General features: G+C 64.8%; 21 protein-coding genes. 12 read left to right on the forward strand and 9 right to left on the reverse strand.

All coding sequences use genetic code 11. The annotated features are described in order from the left end of the window. On the reverse strand, window positions 1-1,521 hold the full coding sequence (locus HJG53_RS10995; RefSeq protein ID WP_171130451.1) for a fumarate hydratase: 1,521 nt from the start codon (window positions 1,519-1,521) through the stop codon (window positions 1-3). A 77-nt stretch (window positions 1,522-1,598) separates the two neighbouring features. After that, complete coding sequence (locus tag HJG53_RS11000; RefSeq protein WP_171130453.1) at window positions 1,599-2,000, reverse strand: GFA family protein; 402 nt, start codon at window positions 1,998-2,000, stop codon at window positions 1,599-1,601. Between the two features lie 91 nt (window positions 2,001-2,091). On the opposite strand from HJG53_RS11000, the gene HJG53_RS11005 reads away from it, so the two are divergent. Both HJG53_RS11005 and HJG53_RS11010 read left to right on the forward strand, forming a co-directional pair. Continuing rightward, a complete protein-coding gene (locus HJG53_RS11005) occupies window positions 2,092-2,871 on the forward strand; it encodes a ZIP family metal transporter (RefSeq protein WP_171130455.1) in 780 nt (259 codons plus the stop codon). A 204-nt stretch (window positions 2,872-3,075) separates the two neighbouring features. Then, a complete protein-coding gene (locus HJG53_RS11010; RefSeq protein WP_171130457.1) occupies window positions 3,076-3,870 on the forward strand; it encodes a hypothetical protein in 795 nt (264 codons plus the stop codon). 9 nt (window positions 3,871-3,879) lie between these two features. Here HJG53_RS11010 and HJG53_RS11015 read toward each other — a convergent pair whose 3' ends face one another. Beyond that, window positions 3,880-4,737: a caspase family protein gene (locus HJG53_RS11015; RefSeq protein ID WP_217352761.1), complete on the reverse strand. Its 858-nt coding sequence runs from the start codon at window positions 4,735-4,737 to the stop codon at window positions 3,880-3,882. 598 nt (window positions 4,738-5,335) lie between these two features. On the opposite strand from HJG53_RS11015, the gene HJG53_RS11020 reads away from it, so the two are divergent. Then, window positions 5,336-7,195 (forward strand): ribonucleoside-diphosphate reductase subunit alpha, encoded by a 1,860-nt coding sequence (locus HJG53_RS11020; RefSeq protein WP_254447684.1) that lies wholly within the window; start codon window positions 5,336-5,338, stop codon window positions 7,193-7,195. Between the two features lie 197 nt (window positions 7,196-7,392). Here HJG53_RS11020 and HJG53_RS11025 read toward each other — a convergent pair whose 3' ends face one another. Further along, complete coding sequence (locus tag HJG53_RS11025; protein ID WP_171130463.1) at window positions 7,393-7,671, reverse strand: DUF2171 domain-containing protein; 279 nt, start codon at window positions 7,669-7,671, stop codon at window positions 7,393-7,395. An 89-nt stretch (window positions 7,672-7,760) separates the two neighbouring features. Here HJG53_RS11025 and HJG53_RS11030 point away from each other — a divergent pair, with 89 nt between their 5' ends. From HJG53_RS11030 to HJG53_RS11040, 3 genes are read left to right on the forward strand one after another with little or no spacing between them, the layout of a single operon-like run. Beyond that, window positions 7,761-8,813: a ribonucleotide-diphosphate reductase subunit beta gene (locus tag HJG53_RS11030; RefSeq protein WP_171130465.1), complete on the forward strand. Its 1,053-nt coding sequence runs from the start codon at window positions 7,761-7,763 to the stop codon at window positions 8,811-8,813. Window positions 8,814-8,816: 3 nt separating this feature from the next. Then, on the forward strand, window positions 8,817-9,704 hold the full coding sequence (locus tag HJG53_RS11035) for a hypothetical protein (protein ID WP_171130467.1): 888 nt from the start codon (window positions 8,817-8,819) through the stop codon (window positions 9,702-9,704). 32 nt (window positions 9,705-9,736) lie between these two features. Beyond that, entirely contained in the window at window positions 9,737-10,396 is a 660-nt protein-coding gene (locus HJG53_RS11040; RefSeq protein WP_171130469.1) for an MT-A70 family methyltransferase, read from the forward strand. Between the two features lie 92 nt (window positions 10,397-10,488). Here the strand turns inward: HJG53_RS11040 and HJG53_RS11045 are convergent, their stop codons facing one another. Then, window positions 10,489-11,190, reverse strand: coding sequence for a BglII/BstYI family type II restriction endonuclease (locus tag HJG53_RS11045; protein WP_171130471.1), 702 nt, complete (start codon window positions 11,188-11,190; stop codon window positions 10,489-10,491). Window positions 11,191-11,253: 63 nt separating this feature from the next. On the opposite strand from HJG53_RS11045, the gene HJG53_RS11050 reads away from it, so the two are divergent. The 4 genes from HJG53_RS11050 (at window position 11,254) to HJG53_RS11065 (ending at window position 13,589) form a co-directional block, all read left to right on the forward strand. Beyond that, a complete protein-coding gene (locus HJG53_RS11050; protein ID WP_171130473.1) occupies window positions 11,254-11,472 on the forward strand; it encodes a KTSC domain-containing protein in 219 nt (72 codons plus the stop codon). A 136-nt stretch (window positions 11,473-11,608) separates the two neighbouring features. Next, complete coding sequence (locus tag HJG53_RS11055) at window positions 11,609-12,298, forward strand: hypothetical protein (protein ID WP_171130475.1); 690 nt, start codon at window positions 11,609-11,611, stop codon at window positions 12,296-12,298. A 95-nt stretch (window positions 12,299-12,393) separates the two neighbouring features. Continuing rightward, window positions 12,394-12,738, forward strand: coding sequence for a ribose-phosphate pyrophosphokinase (locus tag HJG53_RS11060; protein ID WP_171130478.1), 345 nt, complete (start codon window positions 12,394-12,396; stop codon window positions 12,736-12,738). Continuing rightward, the gene (locus HJG53_RS11065; protein WP_171130479.1) at window positions 12,738-13,589 is read left to right on the forward strand and encodes an SDR family NAD(P)-dependent oxidoreductase; all 852 of its coding nucleotides are present in this window, start codon (window positions 12,738-12,740) and stop codon (window positions 13,587-13,589) included. The genes HJG53_RS11060 and HJG53_RS11065 overlap by 1 nt, the downstream gene beginning before the upstream one ends. On the opposite strand, the gene HJG53_RS11070 is transcribed toward HJG53_RS11065, so the two are convergent. Further along, the gene (locus tag HJG53_RS11070; RefSeq protein WP_171130481.1) at window positions 13,561-13,776 is read right to left on the reverse strand and encodes a hypothetical protein; all 216 of its coding nucleotides are present in this window, start codon (window positions 13,774-13,776) and stop codon (window positions 13,561-13,563) included. The two genes, HJG53_RS11065 and HJG53_RS11070, sit on opposite strands and share 29 nt — an antisense overlap. Window positions 13,777-13,910: 134 nt before the next feature. Here HJG53_RS11070 and HJG53_RS11075 point away from each other — a divergent pair, with 134 nt between their 5' ends. Continuing rightward, window positions 13,911-14,336: a hypothetical protein gene (locus HJG53_RS11075; protein WP_171130483.1), complete on the forward strand. Its 426-nt coding sequence runs from the start codon at window positions 13,911-13,913 to the stop codon at window positions 14,334-14,336. 190 nt (window positions 14,337-14,526) lie between these two features. After that, entirely contained in the window at window positions 14,527-14,712 is a 186-nt protein-coding gene (locus HJG53_RS11080; RefSeq protein WP_171130485.1) for a hypothetical protein, read from the forward strand. A 2-nt stretch (window positions 14,713-14,714) separates the two neighbouring features. On the opposite strand, the gene HJG53_RS11085 is transcribed toward HJG53_RS11080, so the two are convergent. From HJG53_RS11085 to HJG53_RS18730, 3 genes are all read right to left on the reverse strand, one after another. After that, window positions 14,715-14,900: a hypothetical protein gene (locus tag HJG53_RS11085; protein WP_171130487.1), complete on the reverse strand. Its 186-nt coding sequence runs from the start codon at window positions 14,898-14,900 to the stop codon at window positions 14,715-14,717. 106 nt (window positions 14,901-15,006) lie between these two features. Then, complete coding sequence (locus HJG53_RS11090) at window positions 15,007-15,192, reverse strand: hypothetical protein (protein ID WP_171130489.1); 186 nt, start codon at window positions 15,190-15,192, stop codon at window positions 15,007-15,009. A 160-nt stretch (window positions 15,193-15,352) separates the two neighbouring features. Further along, window positions 15,353-15,961 (reverse strand): PEPxxWA-CTERM sorting domain-containing protein, encoded by a 609-nt coding sequence (locus tag HJG53_RS18730; protein WP_254447685.1) that lies wholly within the window; start codon window positions 15,959-15,961, stop codon window positions 15,353-15,355. Window positions 15,962-16,001 lie beyond the last annotated feature (40 nt).

Consider the following 16,001-nt stretch of genomic DNA (forward strand, 5'->3'; position numbering starts at 1 on the left):
TTAGGCGGGCTGCAGCAGCCGCTCCCGGGCGATCTTGTCGCGCCAGACGAGCGGCGCGGTGTGGTGGACGCTCTCGCCCGTCGCATCGACGGCGACCGTCACCGGCATGTCCTTCACCTCGAACTCGTAGATCGCTTCCATGCCCAGGTCTTCAAAGCCGACCACGCGCGAGCCCTTGATCGCCCGCGCCACCAGATAGGCCGCACCGCCGACCGCCATCAGATAGGCCGCTTTGTGGTTCCGGATCGCCTCGATCGCGACCGGGCCGCGCTCGGCCTTGCCTACCATCGCCAGCAGCCCCTGCTGCAGCATCATCTCGGTGAACTTGTCCATGCGCGTGGCGGTGGTGGGGCCGGCGGGGCCGACCACCTCGTCGCGCACCGGGTCGACCGGCCCGACATAGTAGATGACGCGGCCCTGGAACTCGACGGGCAGCGGCTCGCCCCGGCTCAGCATGTCCTGGATGCGCTTGTGCGCGGCGTCGCGGCCGGTCAGCATCTTCCCGTTGAGCAGCAGCCGGTCGCCCGGCTTCCAGCTCGCCACCACTTCCGGCGTCAGCGTGTCGAGGTCGACCTTGATCGCTTCCTTGGAAGGCGTCCATTCGACCTTGGGCCATTCATCGAGGTTCGGCGGATCGAGATAGGCCGGGCCGGAGCCATCGAGATGGAAGTGCGCGTGACGCGTCGCCGCGCAGTTCGGGATCATCGCCACCGGCTTCGAGGCCGCGTGCGTCGGCCAGTCCATGATCTTGACGTCGAGGATGGTGGCGAGGCCGCCCAACCCCTGCGCGCCGATGCCCAGCGCATTGACCTTGTCGAAAATCTCGATGCGCAGCTCCTCGATCCGGTTCTGCGGCCCGCGTGCCTTCAGCTGGGCCATGTCGATATCGCCCATCAGCGATTCCTTGGCGAGCAGCATCGCCTTTTCCGCCGTGCCGCCGATGCCGATGCCGAGCATGCCCGGCGGGCACCAGCCCGCGCCCATTTGCGGCACCATCTCCAGCACCCAGTCGACGATCGAATCGTTGGGCAGCATCATCTTGAACTTGGATTTGTTCTCGGACCCGCCGCCCTTCGCCGCGACGGTCACGTCGACATGGGCGCCCGGCACCATCTCGACGCTCATCACCGACGGCGTGTTGTCGCGCGTGTTGGTGCGGCCGAACGCCGGATCGGCGACGATCGAGGCGCGCAGCCGGTTCTCCGGATGTAGATAGGCGCGCCACACGCCTTCATCGATCACTTCCTGCAGCGACCGGGAGGAATCGAGCACGCATTGCTGGCCCCATTTCACGAACACGGTGACGATGCCCGTATCCTGGCAGATCGGCCGATGCCCTTCCGCGCACATGCGACTGTTGGTCAGGATCTGCGCAATGGCGTCCTTGGCGGCCGGCGACTGCTCGGCCTCATAGGCCGCGCCCAGCGCCCGAATATAATCCATCGGGTGATAATAGGAGATGTACTGGAGCGCGTCGGCGACGCTCTCGATCAGATCGGCTTCGCGGATGATGGTCGTCATGGGCGTGCCCCCTCGCACAGGTCTCGCCCGCTTTTCTAGTGCGCCGAGCCGTTCAAGGGAATGCGAGCAAGATCCCGCTACGCCGCGGGACGATTGCCTTGATGTTGAGCGACCGGCAGCGGCGCCAGCCACGGCTCCCGCCGCGTGATCCACAGCTCATATTCGGGCGTGAACAGCCCCGGCTCGTCGAAGCTGCCGAGCGAGACCTCGACTTCCTCGCCGCCGCCGTCGCGGGCAATCACGCGGGCACCGCATGCTGGGCAGAAGAGCCGCTCATAGCCGGGCGAGCTGCGCCAGCCCTTCAGCTCTCCGGAGACGGACACCTGCTCCGATCGAAAGACCAGGAACGGATTGCACGCCGCGGCATGCGCCTTGCGGCAGGTCATGCAGTGGCACAGTCCTGCGCGGAGCGGCGCGCCCGTCGCGACGAACCGGACGGCGCCGCAGGCGCAGCCGCCGCTTGCTTCCGAATCCGCCATCGAGCCTCCGTCTTTGCGCTGCCGACACTTGGCCGAACGCAATCTCTGTAACGAGGTTGCGTCGAAAGGTGTCGGTCGGCGTTGAGCGGTGATGACCTCGCCCGTCCTCACCGGCATCCTCGCCAGCCTGATCGCCGGAGCAGCGACGGGCCTGGGCGGGCTCGCCCTCTGGTTCACCGGCAAGGCGACGGCCGAGCAGCAAAAGCTGATGCTGGGCTTTGCCGCGGGCGTGATGCTCGCCGCGTCCTTCTTCTCGCTGATCATCCCCGGCATCGAACAGGCGCAGCATCTGGGCGCGTCGCGTTGGGCGGCGGCGGCGACGGTGGTAGCGGCCGTTCTGTTCGGCGCCTTCACGCTCTCCTCCCTGCATCGGCATCTGCCGGTCGATCATCTGAAGCTGCTCGGCACTCCGGGCGTCGACCCGTTCGACCTGAAGCGCATCGGCCTGTTCGTCGTGGCGATCACCCTCCACAACTTCCCCGAGGGGATGGCGGTCGGCGTCAGCTTCGGCACCGGCGATTTCGGGGCTGGGCTGACCACCGCGACCGGCATCGGGGTGCAGAACATCCCCGAGGGACTGGCCGTCGCCGTCGCCGTGCTGACGCTCGGCCATTCGCGCCGCACCGCTTTCCTGATCGCGCTCGCGACCGGGCTGGTGGAGCCGGTCGGCGGCGTATTCGGCGCCGGGCTGGCGGCGGTGTCGGCCGCGCTGCTCCCATGGGGGCTGGGCTTCGCCGCCGGGGCGATGATCTACGTCGTTGCGACCGAGATCATCCCCGACACGCAGCGCCCGCAGCCCAGCGCCCGCGCCAGCCACGGCCTGATGATCGGCCTGGCGGCGATGATGTTCCTGGACGTGACGCTCGGCTAGCGACCGCGCCCGCGACGCCAAGGCCATAGGCCATCCGGCCTACTGTTATCGCCGTGTCGCTGGGCATAAACCGCACGCGGGCGCTTCGATCAGGATGACGTGGGGCCAGGCACTTATGCGCCGGGCTGGGGCCAAGTCATTGAAGGCGCGCCGATAAGGTCCACCGCCGCAGCTTTGCGGCCGATGTGAATAGGGGGAAATCCAATGCTGAAGTTCCGCAATGCCGCTTTTGCGGCAGGGGCTCTTTTTGTGTCCGTCAGCGCTCCGGCGATCGCGCAGGATGATGATGGCGGCCGCTGGTCGGTGACGGTGACGCCGCGCTACCAGCAGCTCTTCTTCTCGCCGTCGCCGGAGAATGGCGAAGTCAAGTCGATCCCCACCTATGGCGGGTCGATTGCCGTGCGCAATCCGGACGGCCGCTTCGGCGTCATGGGCACATTCATGACCGGCAAGAAGAACAACGGCTTCTACAATTACGAGGACGATGGCTTCTCGGGCCGCTACCGGTTCAATGTGAAGCGTGAGGAATATGCGCTCACATTCGAATACACGCCGTCCGAAACCGGCGTTTCGCTGCTCGCCGGCTACCACAACTTCCTGGCCCGCGAGAATGAGGCGCGGGTCGATGCGCCGGTCGGCGACTCAGAGGTCAACTCGTATCGCTACAAGATCGGTGCGGCCGAGGCGGGGTTCCGGCTGTCGAGCCGCCTGGGCGCGAACAGCCGCCAGTCCTTGTCGGCCCAGTTCCTCGTCGGCGTGGGCAGCGGCCGCTACCGCGTCAATGAAAAGGAAGTGATCGGCGGTCAGACCAGCACCAATGTCGGCAGCCGCAAGGGCACCGGCTATCTCGGCGACATCGCAATCGGCTACAACATCTTCCTGACCGACAATATCTCGCTGGGCGCGCGGGCACGCGGCTATGTGTTCTTCGTGGATGCAAAGGGTGCCGATCCGATCTTCGCGGCGGCGCCGGAGGCCAACCTCTCCGTCCGGTTCTGAGTACGGACCCTAGCCCGGAACTTGAAACGGAACCTTGGCCGGGTTCTTCTGCTTGGGAGGCCCGGCCAGGTAGATCGGTACGCCGATCGAGCCTTGCGACCATGGCGACTGCCTGCCGGCCGTCGCGCTGACCACGTCGCCCGTAGCGAGCGAAATGGCGTCATCCAGGCTGCGTCGTTCCGCGATTCGCTTTGCGAGCGACGACGCGAACGGGCTGTTGAGGTCGCTCTCGGCGACCGAGTCCGCCGCCACGTTCTGCGGATCGGTGGCGAACACGACCTTCACGCCGGTTCCCTGCAGGGAGAATGGCCGGACCGGCTGGGCAGCGGCCTGGGAGAGGTCGGCGACAGGCGTTGCCGTCAGGCTTTCCGATACGCGCCGGGCGGCTTCGGGGCTCAAGGCCCGGAAGGCGCGCGCTCCGTTCGGCGCTGCCTTGAGCGGTGAGCTCCGGCACGCGTCCAGAAAGAAGATCGACATGCGGGTGTTGCGGCGCACCGTGTCGACAAGGGACGAGAGGCTGAAGAAACTCTGGCCATCCGCGAGCAGGATGTAATTTTCTCCGCCGATCTCGAAGCCGTGCGCCGCGACATAGACCACGACGATGCTGTCCTCGCTCAACGAAGTGAGGAGCGCGGCGACGGCGGACTGCAGCCTGTCCAGCCGTGGATTTTCGACCAGGTTGACGGTGTTGAATTTCAGCTTTTCCAGCACAGTCTTGATGAGCCTGCCGTCCCCGGCCGTGTTCGGCAGAAACAGGCCCGGCTGATCGAAATAGTTCAGGCTGACGATCAATGCCCGCCGATCCTTCACGGTCTGCGACGTCGCCTGCGCGAGCGGCATGAGCGCGCCAAGACCCGCCGCAATCATCCCCCGTCTCGACAGCAGCAAAGCGACTCCCCCTCGATCGCGCATCCGGCACCTCGCAATGACCAGACCGCTCACCGCTATACTGCCTGATTCTCTTAGATAAAGATAACCTGCCGACCGCCAGGGCGGGGCGAGGCGCAGCATGTCCGGTCAGGCTTCCAGCAGGTGCCGAAGGTTGCCACCTGTTTGCCCGCGGCGAGGAATATCCACAGGAATCTTGGCGGCATTGTACGGCCTGCGTTCGCCCCATGCCGACCGCTCCGCCGCCATTTGCCAGACCTCGGAACAGCGGCGAAACGAATCTTTTCGGCGACGAACGGTTCGGCGCATCGGCCACTTAGCATCTTGCGTCGAATCCCGGGTTGGAACACAATCTGTAGCGTTCACGACGGGGGCTCACACAAGACGTGGTATTCACGTCCGCGCGACACCATATTGCGCGGGACGGCGGAGCCATGCCCTGTGGAACACGGGGACGGCTGCAAAGCGCTGCTCCGGACGAGCCCGCGAAGTGATAGAGATGGTGGCTTGCCCGAATCGAACAGATCGGGAACATGAGGGGCGCATTATGGATTTCAGGGATACGCAGGAGTCGAGCATGGGCACGACCACTCTCGAGGCGCCGGCCACCGCCGGAACCGGCAGCGGCAGCAGCGAAGTGCGCGCGCGCCCCTATGCGGTCGAGGTCGATCACAGCCGCGACGCGCTGCTCACCGATTTCGGCAAGGAGACGCTGAAGGACCGCTATCTGCTGCCGGGCGAATCCTATCAGGACCTGTTCGTGCGCGTCGCCTCGGCCTATGCCGATGACGCCGCCCACGCGCAGCGGCTTTACGACTATATCTCGAAGCTCTGGTTCATGCCGGCGACGCCCGTGCTGTCGAACGGCGGCACCGGCCGCGGCCTGCCGATCTCCTGCTACCTCAACTCGGTCGACGACAGCCTCGAAGGCATCGTCAACACCTGGAACGAGAATGTCTGGCTCGCCTCGCGCGGCGGCGGCATCGGCACCTATTGGGGCAGCGTGCGCGGCATCGGCGAGCCGGTCGGCCTGAACGGCAAGACCAGCGGCATCATCCCCTTCGTCCGCGTGATGGACTCGCTGACGCTGGCCATCTCGCAGGGCTCGCTGCGCCGCGGTTCGGCTGCCTGCTATCTCGACATCTCGCACCCGGAGATCGAGGAGTTCCTCGAAATCCGCAAGCCGTCCGGCGACTTCAATCGCAAGGCGCTGAACCTGCACCATGGCGTCCTTATCCCCGACGCCTTCATGGAGGCGGTGCGCGACGGCAGTGAATGGGTGCTGCGCAGCCCCAAGGACGGGTCGGAGCGCGGCAAGGTCGATGCCCGCGCATTGTTCCAGAAGCTGGTCGAGACCCGGCTGGCGACCGGCGAGCCGTACATCGTCTTCTCCGACCATGTGAACAAGGCGATGCCGCGCCACCATCAGGAGCTCGGGTTGAAGGTCTCGACCTCCAATCTCTGCTCGGAGATCACGCTACCGACCGGCCGCGATCACTTGGGCAACGACCGCACGGCGGTGTGCTGCCTGTCGTCGCTGAACCTCGAGACCTGGGACGAGTGGAACGGCGACAAGCAGTTCATCGAGGACGTGATGCGCGCGCTCGACAATGTGCTGCAGGACTATATCGACCGCGCTCCGCCCGAAATGGCGCGAGCCAAATATAGCGCGTCACGCGAGCGTTCGGTCGGCCTGGGCGTGATGGGCTTCCATTCCTTCCTGCAGGCGCGCGGCATCCCGTTCGAAAGCGCGATGGCGAAGAGCTGGAACCTCAAGATGTTCCGCCACATCCGCGCCAGGGCGGACGAGGCGTCGATGCTCCTCGCGACCGAGCGCGGGCCGTGCCCGGACGCGGCCGAGCGCGGCGTGATGGAGCGATTCTCTTGCAAGATGGCGATCGCGCCGACCGCGTCGATCTCGATCATCTGCGGCGGCACCTCGGCCTGCATCGAGCCGATCCCGGCCAATATCTACACCCACAAGACGCTGTCGGGCAGCTTCTCTATCCGCAATCCGTATCTGGAGAAACTGCTCGCCGAAAAGGCGAAGAACTCCGACGCGGTGTGGAACTCGATCCTGGAGAAGGGCGGCTCGGTCCAGCACCTCGACTTCCTCACCCAGGAGGAGAAGGACTGCTACAAGACCAGCTTCGAGATCGACCAGCGGTGGCTGCTCGAGCTCGCGGCCGACCGCACGCCCTATATCGACCAGTCGGCGTCGCTGAACCTGTTCATCCCGGCGGATGTCGAGAAATGGGACCTGCTGATGCTCCATTTCCGCGCCTGGGAGCTGGGCATCAAGTCGCTTTATTATCTCCGCTCGAAGTCCGTGCAGCGCGCGGGCTTTGCCGGCGGCGTCGAGGCCGACAACACGCCCGACCTGCGCCAGATCGAGGTCGAGGCCAAGGACTATGACGAGTGCCTGGCCTGCCAATGATCCCCCGGATCATTGGCCGCTCGGTCAGGCACTCTGGCCTGTCAGTGAGCGCGCCTGGCGCCTCTGATGCCAACGCCATAAGCCCGGTTCGGGCTGAGCTTGTCGAAGCCCTCCCTTTCTTCACCGCGAAGGTAAGGACCAAGAGAGGCCTTCGACGGGCCCAGGCCAAGCCGGGCGGAAAGTGTGGCGGTAAAGCCTTACAGCGCCGCGCCGCTCTCTTCTTCCTCGAACGTCACCGCGACGTCGGCGTTGGCGGAGAGGCGCACCTTGTCGCCTTCAACCTCGGCGACCAGCCCGCCCGAGATGAAGTGGTGGTGGCCGGCATGCTGCCCGCCCTGCGCGCCTTCGATGTCCGCGCTCGAATCCTTCTTGGTCAGCTTGATGCGGCCGCCTTCGACCTTGTCGACGGTGCCGACATGAACGCCGTCGGCGCCGATGACTTCCATATGTTCGCGGATCTGGCTGAGGTCGGTCATTCGCAGTCTCCTTCGTTTCGCACCCACAACGCACGACTCAAAAAATGGTCGCGCGCCCACCATATCGCATTCCAGCCGGAGTAACGCCGATGCCCCTCCTGTCCGCCTCCAAATCCTACAAGCCGTTCGAATACCCCTGGGCGTTCGAGTTCTGGAAGCGGCAGCAGCAGATCCACTGGATGCCGGAGGAAGTGCCGCTGGGCGAGGATTGCCGCGATTGGGCGCAGAAGCTGACCGATCACGAGCGCAACCTGCTCACCCAGATTTTCCGCTTCTTCACTCAGGCCGATGTCGAGGTGCAGGATTGCTATCACGACAAATATGGCCGCGTGTTCAAGCCGACCGAGATCAAGATGATGCTGACCGCCTTCTCCAACATGGAGACGGTGCACATCGCCGCTTACTCGCACCTGCTCGACACGATCGGCATGCCGGAGAGCGAATACAGCGCCTTCCTCCAGTATAAGGAGATGAAGGACAAGCACGACTATCTCAGCACCTTCGGCGTCGATACCGATGAGGATATCGCGAAGACGCTCGCCATGTTCGGCGGCTTCACCGAGGGGCTGCAGCTCTTCGCGAGTTTCGCGATGCTGATGAACTTCCCGCGCTTCAACAAGATGAAGGGCATGGGCCAGATCGTCAGCTGGTCGGTGCGCGACGAGAGCCTCCACTGCGAAGGCATCACCCGGCTCTTTCATGCCTTCGTCAAGGAACGCGACTGCCTGACCAAGTCGGTCAAGGAAGAGATTCTCGACGTCTGCCAGAAGACGGTGCGGCTGGAAGACGCCTTCATCGACCTGGCGTTCGAAATGGGCCCGGTCCCCGGCATGACGCCGAAGGAGATCAAGAAGTATATCCGCTACATCGCCGACTGGCGCCTGGGCCAGCTCGGCTTCGCGCCGATCTACATGATCGACGAACACCCCCTCCCCTGGCTCGCCCCGCTGCTGAACGGCGTCGAACACGCCAATTTCTTCGAGACGAGGGCGACCGAATATTCCAAGGCCGCAACGCGCGGGAATTGGAACGAAGTCTGGGATAATTTCGACCGGCGCAAGGCGGCGAAACTATCCGTGGTCGCGAACGAGGACGACGGCGGCGAAGACATGTTCGCGCGGGCGGGCGTGGCGGCGGAATAAGCCGTGACGAAGGGCATCGTACTCGAGCTACAACAAGAATGCCTCGACGCGAACGTTCGCGCGAGCGCCATTCTCCGTAAGGCGAAGGTCATAGCCGTGAAGCTGGAGCTGGACGATCTTTCTCACTGGATCGACCAAGAGCTGAATGGGTACGAGTGCTCCTTGAAAGAGCTTCCAGGCCATAGAAAGCTTGGGGGTTCACCAAAATTCTGGAATCCCTACAACGGCTGGTGTCCCATCATTCCACAAGACGAGTTTCTGTCAGAGCAACTGACAACAGCGTACGTTACCAATCCGATAGCTCAGCTGGAGGAATGGGTAGAAAAAGAGGGCGGAACATTACACTATAGGTTTCCCCACTTCATACAGGAGTTCCTGAGAAAGCATAGCGACTTCCCTTTCGAAGCCGTCATGCATATGTCCACGAGTCAGGTCGCATCGTCATTGGATTTTGTTCGGAACAAGGTTCTATCGTGGACGCTTGAACTTGAACGTATGGGAATAACCGGCATTGGTTACACCTTCAAGAACGAGCAGAAGCTTGAGGCCTTAGCTGTGACCAATCATATTTATGGTGGAAACATAGGCGTCCTGGGGAATGTGTCGGGAGACGCCAATAACTCGCATTTCATAAACTCCTCGGGTGTTGACGTGTGTCGTCTCAGAACCTTTCTGGACCAGATGACTCCTGCTGCGGCGGGGCTTGATGCAGATACACGCAAACAGGTTGAGCCGCTCTTGGGTGATCTACGGACTGAGGCCGACCGAGGACCCGAACGCGGCCGCGTCTCTAAACTCTTGGGCTCACTCAAAGCAGTTCTCGAAGGAGCGTCGGGTAACTTAGTCGCATCTGCCATGTTAGGAGCACTCAACGGCGGCATGGCCGGTTGACCAGACGCTTGGCGACCCCTAAAGATCTCGTTATGTTCTCCCAAGCCGACCCGCTCTCCGAAGCCGCAATCGACCTGCTCGCTTCGGCGCGGGGAAGGAAGTTCGGCACGATCCTCGCCGATCCGCCGTGGCAGTTTCAGAACCGTACGGGCAAGGTTGCGCCGGAGCATAAGCGGCTGTCGCGCTATGGCACGATGACGCTGGACGAGATTTGCGCGCTGCCGGTCGCCGACATCGCCGCCGATCCCTCCCACCTCTATCTTTGGGTGCCGAACGCGCTGCTGCCCGAAGGGCTGAAGGTGATGGACGCCTGGGGCTTTCGCTACATTTCCAACATCGTCTGGCACAAGGTGCGCAAGGACGGCGGATCGGACGGGCGCGGCGTCGGCTTCTATTTCCGCAACGTCACCGAGCTGCTGCTGTTCGGCGTGCGCGGCAAGAACGCCCGCACTCTCCCGCCCGGCCGCAGCCAGGTCAACCTGCTCGCCACCCGCAAGCGCGAACACAGCCGCAAGCCCGACGAGCAATACCAGATCATCGAGGATTGCAGCTGGGGCCCCCGCCTCGAAATGTTCAGCCGCGGCAAGCGCCGAGGCTGGACCGTATGGGGCAACCAGGCGGACGACGACTATAAACCGACCTGGGACACCTACAGCTACAATAGCGCGGTGGCGGACATTGCGGCTGAATAAGCCGTCTTCGTCACCCCGCACTTGATGCGGGTGCAGCTTCTACCCGCCAGTCGGCAAGGTAGAAGGATTCCGGATTAGGTCCGGCATCACGGCTAAGTGTAAGGTAGGCCGTCCCATGTTGCTTCCGTGGCGGCGACGATAAGGACCGGGCAGGACCCCATCACGCCTCGGCGCATCCGCATCTGCGCTTTGTCAAACGCAGTCACCGTAGAAGTAGTGAGATCAATCGGAAGCCTCGCCGACCTTTGTTCTGCCGGAAGGGTGCTCTGGTAATCTGACCAGATCCGCCGCGCCAAGTTCAACAGCGCCAAGCGATCCTTGGTGATGATCACGCCGGCGGAGATCACCCCAGCCTCAAACCATGAACGATAGGACGCCAAATCCCGATCCAGATTGCCATCCTTGGCATTCCATTCGACGTCGAGAACGATACGATTCTTGAAGTTGTCGACGAGATAACCCTCTTGGTAGACGGGCGGTAGCTCGCCAAGCTTCTCACCGCTTTTGAGGTAGAGAATGCCTCTCGTTTCTAGGTCGAGCCGAGTCTCACGCCATCCACGTTTTGCGAACTCCTCATCAATCTGTTCGGCTATATCGCCGCGGTTGCCACCTGCCTTCAGCCAGGAACTTGGGTTCAACCGATACGTCGAGAGCACATGGACAATGTCGGCCCATTCCTCCGGGCAGACTGCCTGCATGACCGCGGCGGCGGAGTTGGACTCCATGAATGCCCAATGGTCGCGCGCAGCTTGCGGGAGGACTGCGGGCAAATCGTAGGTGAATGTCTCGAACATGCGCGACGTGTAGCATAGGCCTGCGCGGCGGAAACCGGCTCCGCGCCAGGCTGTTCTGGCATCGTGCCCCACGTCACCTCCGAGGCGATCGCGCAGATCGAGTATGACGCGGCGTCTTCCACCCTGTTCGTGCGGTTCACCAGTGGCGAATGGTATGGCTATTCGGGCGTGCCGGCGCGGCTCGCCGCCGAGTTCCTCGCCGCCGGGTCGAAGGGGCGCTTCTTCCAGGAGCATGTCCGCGACCGCTTCGCGCACCAGGGCCCGCTCGACCCCGTGCGCTAACCGGACTGCCCCGAAAGCCAGGGGACCCGCCAAGCCCCTCCGCGTCTCCGCGCCTCCGCGCGAACCAACAAATCCCTGTCCTACACCGAACCAAACAGGTTAGCTCCCGACTCCCTACATCTACCGGAGAAGCGACATGGGCAGGCGGCGTGCGGCGCGGGATATGACCAATGAGGAGTTCGACGAATGGGCGCGGGCGACCGAGCGGATGGAGTCGATCGCCAAGGCCGCCGACGAGCCTGGCGGGCCGCGCCTCTCGCTGGTGCCGGCACCCGAACAGAATATCGCCTGGCCGACCGACCTGCTGCCCCCCGCCGGCAACGGGCAGGACGGCGCTCCGCCGGTCGCCGCCAAGCCGTTCGACGGCGTGCCGCTGGAGGACAGCCGGAAACGCCTCATGGGCTGGAGCGCGGAGCGGCAGCGCATCTTCCTTTCCTATCTGGCGGAAACCGGATCGGTTCATCTGGCGAGCGATGCCGCCCGGCTGTCGGCGCGGTCGGCCTATCGGCTGCGCGTGCGCTCGCCCGCCTTTGCCGCGGCCTGGGACCTGGCCGAGCGGCTCGCCGTTGGGCGGCTGTCGGCGCTCGCCTTCGACCGCGCGATCAACGGCCGCATGGAGCAGGTGTGGCATGAAGGCACGCTCGTCGCCGAAAAACGGACGCCCAGCGACCGCCTCCTGATGTGGCTGCTCGCCCGGCTCGATCCCAAGCGCTATGGTGCGCCATGGGAACAGCGTACCGACATAGATGTCGATCCGCAGGCCGAAGCGCGCGCCAGCTTTGCCGGTCATCTCGACGCGCTTACCGACGCGGTATCGACCGGCTGACGCGCACGCCATGGCCAGTGCGACCTTTTGTGACCATTCGCGGCGCCGCCGGCTCGAGCACCTCGAACATTCCGATTCCGTGCTAGGCTGGCCCGATGTTCGCGGTGGAAGACGTGCGGGCGCTGCTGGTCGCCGCGGCGCGAGAGGGGCGGGCGGTCTCCTATGCCGAGGCGCTTGCCTGCCTCGGCCACCGTTTCACCCGGCCGAAGATGCGCAGCCTCTGCAAGGCGCTCGATGCGGTCGACCAGGCGGGCGCGGCGGCGGGGGAGCCGGAACTCGCCGTGCTGGTGGTGCGCGAATCGGACGGCCTGCCGGGCCAGGGCTGGTGGGTCGGCTCGTCGCTGCGCTACGGTCATGACGGCGATTGGACCGGGCCGCAGGCGAAAGCGCTGGTGCGCGAACTGCAGGGCAGGGCGTTCGATTATTGGAGAGAGGGCTGATGTTCGAAGGCAAGAGGGTGTGGATCACGGGTGCGTCGTCGGGCATCGGCGCGGCGCTGGCGGCGGCGTTCGCCGGACGCGGCGCCCGGCTGGTGTTGTCCGGGCGCCGGCGCGACGCGCTCGCGGAGGTGGCGGCGGCGGTCCAGCCCGACGCGCTGCTGCTGCCCTTTGAGGCGACCGACTGGGCGGCACTGCCGGAGGCGGTCGCTGCGGCGGGCGATGTCGACGTGCTGGTCAACAATGCCGGTATCAGCCAGCGCAGCCTCGCCGTCGATACGCGGCCCGAGGTCTACAAGGCACTGGTCGAGACCGACCTGTTGGCGCCCATCTGGCTCACGCAATTGGTGTTGCCCGCCATGGTCTCGCGCGGGGAGGGCGGGCATATCGTCGGCATCAGCTCGGTCGCCGGACGGCTCGGGACGGTGCTGCGGACCGGCTATTGCGCGGCCAAGCACGGGCTGATCGGCTATCTCGATGCGCTCCGCGCGGAGGTCGAGCAGGCCTATGGGATCAAGGTGACGACGGTGCTGCCCGGATCGGTACGGACGCAGGTCGCGGCCAACGCGTTGCAGGCCGACGGTTCGGCGCGCGGCGATTCGGACGCGAATATCGATGCCGGCATGGACCCGGCCGAATGCGCGCGGCGCATCCTTGTGGGGCTGACGTCAGGCGCGCGCGAAATCATCGTGGCGGAAGGCGGCGAAGCCTTCGCGGCGCGGCTGCGCTTCACCGATCCGGAGCGGCTGTTCGATATGCTGGCGAAGGAAGGCGCCCGCCTGGCCGACGAGCGGGCCAGGGGTGCGCGGCCCGATCCAGCGCCGATCAGGCAGACTTTGGCTGCGGCGGATTGACCAGCACCGGCTCGCCACCCGCCGGCAGCAGCGCCACCTTGCGGGACCCGGACCAGAGCTCGCAGCTCACCGCCGGGTCTATCTTGCGGCCGATCGCCACCGCCGCGGCATCGTCTTCAGCGACGATGTCGTGCCGGCGCGCAATCCGGCCGTTCCGGTCCAGGCAATATAATTTGTAATCGGCCAAGGGCCAAACCCCCACTATCACCGGACCGTAACATCTCTCCGGCCGCCCGTCTGTCCTGCACCCGACATAGCTGTGACGCTCGCCACTGCGCCGCCGCTGCGATAGGCTAGGCGCAGGGCAACAGGGAGGACGGGATGATTGCACTCTTCGCCATCGGGCTGATGGCGGCCGCGGCGCCGCCGATGCCGCGCTGGACGCCGGCCGGGATGGACCATGCCGGGCGGAAGATCGAGATCGATCGGGCGTCGCTCAATTGGCGGTCGCTGCAGCGCGCCTGGTGGCGGGTCGCCTATCCGGAGCCGCGGCGGGACGGCACCGTCGAGGAACGGCATCTGGACCTGGTCGATTGCCGCGACGGCATCGCGGCGGTGATCCGCATCGTCTCGCTGGGCGCGGGCGGGCAGGTGCTCAACGAACAGGTCGATGGCGAGGATCTGGCCCTGCAGCGCCTGAGCCCGCCGACTCCCGATACCGCGGGCGAGACCGTCGCTCGCGAAGCCTGCCGGCTCCGCCCGCCGCCGCCGCCCCCGCGTAAGCCCGCTTCGCCGAGGCGGAAATAATCGGTCCCGATTTGGAACAAGGGTGCGTGCCGCGCATTTTCCATTCGAGAGCTTGAAGAACCCCCTTCCCCAAGCTCGATACCGCCCCGCTCAGGCCCTTCCCCCCGGTGCCTGGCGGGGCATTTTCGTTGTGCAGCCTTGAACGTGCCTAATGTCGGGAACCCGACATAAGGCGGAGCGTTGACGGGGCGTGATCAACGATGTCGTCTATCTCCGGCAGCAGGCCGAACGATGCCAGCGCCTCGCCTCCGGATGCACGGACGTGCAGACCGCCTATTCGTTGCGGATGATGGCAGAGGACTATGCGCAGCGTGCGCGCGAGGCGGAGGCGACTAAGCCGGCCGAGCTGATGCTGGTTCTGCCGACGCAAAGCTGAACTCAGATCGTCGAAACGTGCCGCGCCGGCGCGCTGCTCAAGTCCCACAACTCGCGCGCGCCGTCGCGTCGGAGGGCCGATGCGCGGCGCAGCGCCTCGCGATCGTCGCGCGCCTCGAAGTCGCGATGGCGCACGATCTCGCCATGTTTGACCGTGTACAGCCGGTACAGCCGATGCGCGTCTGCCAAGTCGCGGAACCCCTTCCCGCGTGGCTTTTCGCCGATCCAGCCTGAACCGCGGCTTGCTGCGCTGAATGCACCGCCGCCGATAAGGTTGTCGCCCTTTTGGTTGAAGCTATTGCGCCGTGCGGCCCGGCCCGATCGACGCGAGTCGCCGGGCACCTTCCCAGATTTCGGCGCCGAAGCCGTCGGGGCAGATCTCCGCCGAAGCCAGCGCCGCACGATCATCGGCCGCCAGAAAATCGTGCCGGTCCTTGATGCGGCCGTTGGGCCGCAGGCAGTACAGCCTGTACTCGCGCATTGCTTTAACCCCTGTCCGAACAGCGGGTTAGCCGATTCTTCGAATTGGGTCGTTGATGAGGATCAAGCTGCCCGACCTTGCGGACTCTACGGTGTGGGCGGCAATGAAAAAAGGGCTCCGCCGAATGGTCGGCGGAGCCCTCTCTCATTCAGGCCGTCGTTCAGGCGGTAACTTGAACGCGGCGATTGCTGCGGCGCGCGACGGCACCGAGTAGACCGAAGCCGCCCAGCATCATGGCCCAGCTCGCCGGCTCCGGCACCCCGGTGGGTACGGACACGTTGCCGAGCGTGAAGACCGGCGTGTTGGAGCCACCGGGCGCGCCAGTGGGGTTGTTCTTCGTGGTCAGGGTGAAGAACGCGTCCACGCCCAGGCCGCTGAAGGTCGAGCGCGCCGACAGGCCGTTGAAGTCGAGCGGCGCGAACGGGCCATCGACGTTGCGGAAGTCGGGGCCCACATAGGTGAAGACGAGGTTCACGAGATTGGGATCGTCGTTGTAGCCCGGCGTCACCGGATCGCTGGAGGTCAACTCGGTCGAGGCGACCACATTGGCCGACGGCGAGGTGATCGAACCGGCGATGTAGCCGGCGAAATCATAGATGACGAGCCGATCGCCGCTGCGCAGCCCTTCATCCGGGCCGAGCGTGCCCTGATAGCTGAAGGTCGTATTGTTCGGGCCATTGTTGGTGGTGCCCTGCAACGTGATCACCGCCGCATTGCCTGCACCCGCAAAGCCGACCGCAGCGGCTGCGGCCAAAAGGATTCTCTTCAAGACATTCACTCCCTGAGCAGAAACGCCACCCCAGCGGGAG

The sequence above is a fragment of the Sphingomonas sp. ID1715 genome (genome assembly GCF_013044515.1).
Classification (GTDB): Bacteria; Pseudomonadota; Alphaproteobacteria; order Sphingomonadales; family Sphingomonadaceae; genus Sphingomonas_B.

Coding starts and splice junctions, on each gene's coding strand:
- HJG53_RS11055 (WP_171130475.1), top strand. CDS start 11,609: ATGGGCAGGCGGCGTGCGGCGCGGGATATGACCAATGAGGAGTTCGAC.
- HJG53_RS11090 (WP_171130489.1), bottom strand. CDS start 15,192: ATGCGCGAGTACAGGCTGTACTGCCTGCGGCCCAACGGCCGCATCAAG.
- HJG53_RS11065 (WP_171130479.1), top strand. CDS start 12,738: ATGTTCGAAGGCAAGAGGGTGTGGATCACGGGTGCGTCGTCGGGCATC.
- HJG53_RS11075 (WP_171130483.1), top strand. CDS start 13,911: ATGATTGCACTCTTCGCCATCGGGCTGATGGCGGCCGCGGCGCCGCCG.
- HJG53_RS11045 (WP_171130471.1), bottom strand. CDS start 11,190: ATGTTCGAGACATTCACCTACGATTTGCCCGCAGTCCTCCCGCAAGCT.
- HJG53_RS11005 (WP_171130455.1), top strand. CDS start 2,092: ATGACCTCGCCCGTCCTCACCGGCATCCTCGCCAGCCTGATCGCCGGA.
- HJG53_RS11030 (WP_171130465.1), top strand. CDS start 7,761: ATGCCCCTCCTGTCCGCCTCCAAATCCTACAAGCCGTTCGAATACCCC.
- HJG53_RS10995 (WP_171130451.1), bottom strand. CDS start 1,521: ATGACGACCATCATCCGCGAAGCCGATCTGATCGAGAGCGTCGCCGAC.
- HJG53_RS11060 (WP_171130478.1), top strand. CDS start 12,394: ATGTTCGCGGTGGAAGACGTGCGGGCGCTGCTGGTCGCCGCGGCGCGA.
- HJG53_RS11000 (WP_171130453.1), bottom strand. CDS start 2,000: ATGGCGGATTCGGAAGCAAGCGGCGGCTGCGCCTGCGGCGCCGTCCGG.
- HJG53_RS11040 (WP_171130469.1), top strand. CDS start 9,737: ATGTTCTCCCAAGCCGACCCGCTCTCCGAAGCCGCAATCGACCTGCTC.
- HJG53_RS11020 (WP_254447684.1), top strand. CDS start 5,336: ATGGGCACGACCACTCTCGAGGCGCCGGCCACCGCCGGAACCGGCAGC.
- HJG53_RS11015 (WP_217352761.1), bottom strand. CDS start 4,737: ATGATTGCGGCGGGTCTTGGCGCGCTCATGCCGCTCGCGCAGGCGACG.
- HJG53_RS11025 (WP_171130463.1), bottom strand. CDS start 7,671: ATGACCGACCTCAGCCAGATCCGCGAACATATGGAAGTCATCGGCGCC.
- HJG53_RS11010 (WP_171130457.1), top strand. CDS start 3,076: ATGCTGAAGTTCCGCAATGCCGCTTTTGCGGCAGGGGCTCTTTTTGTG.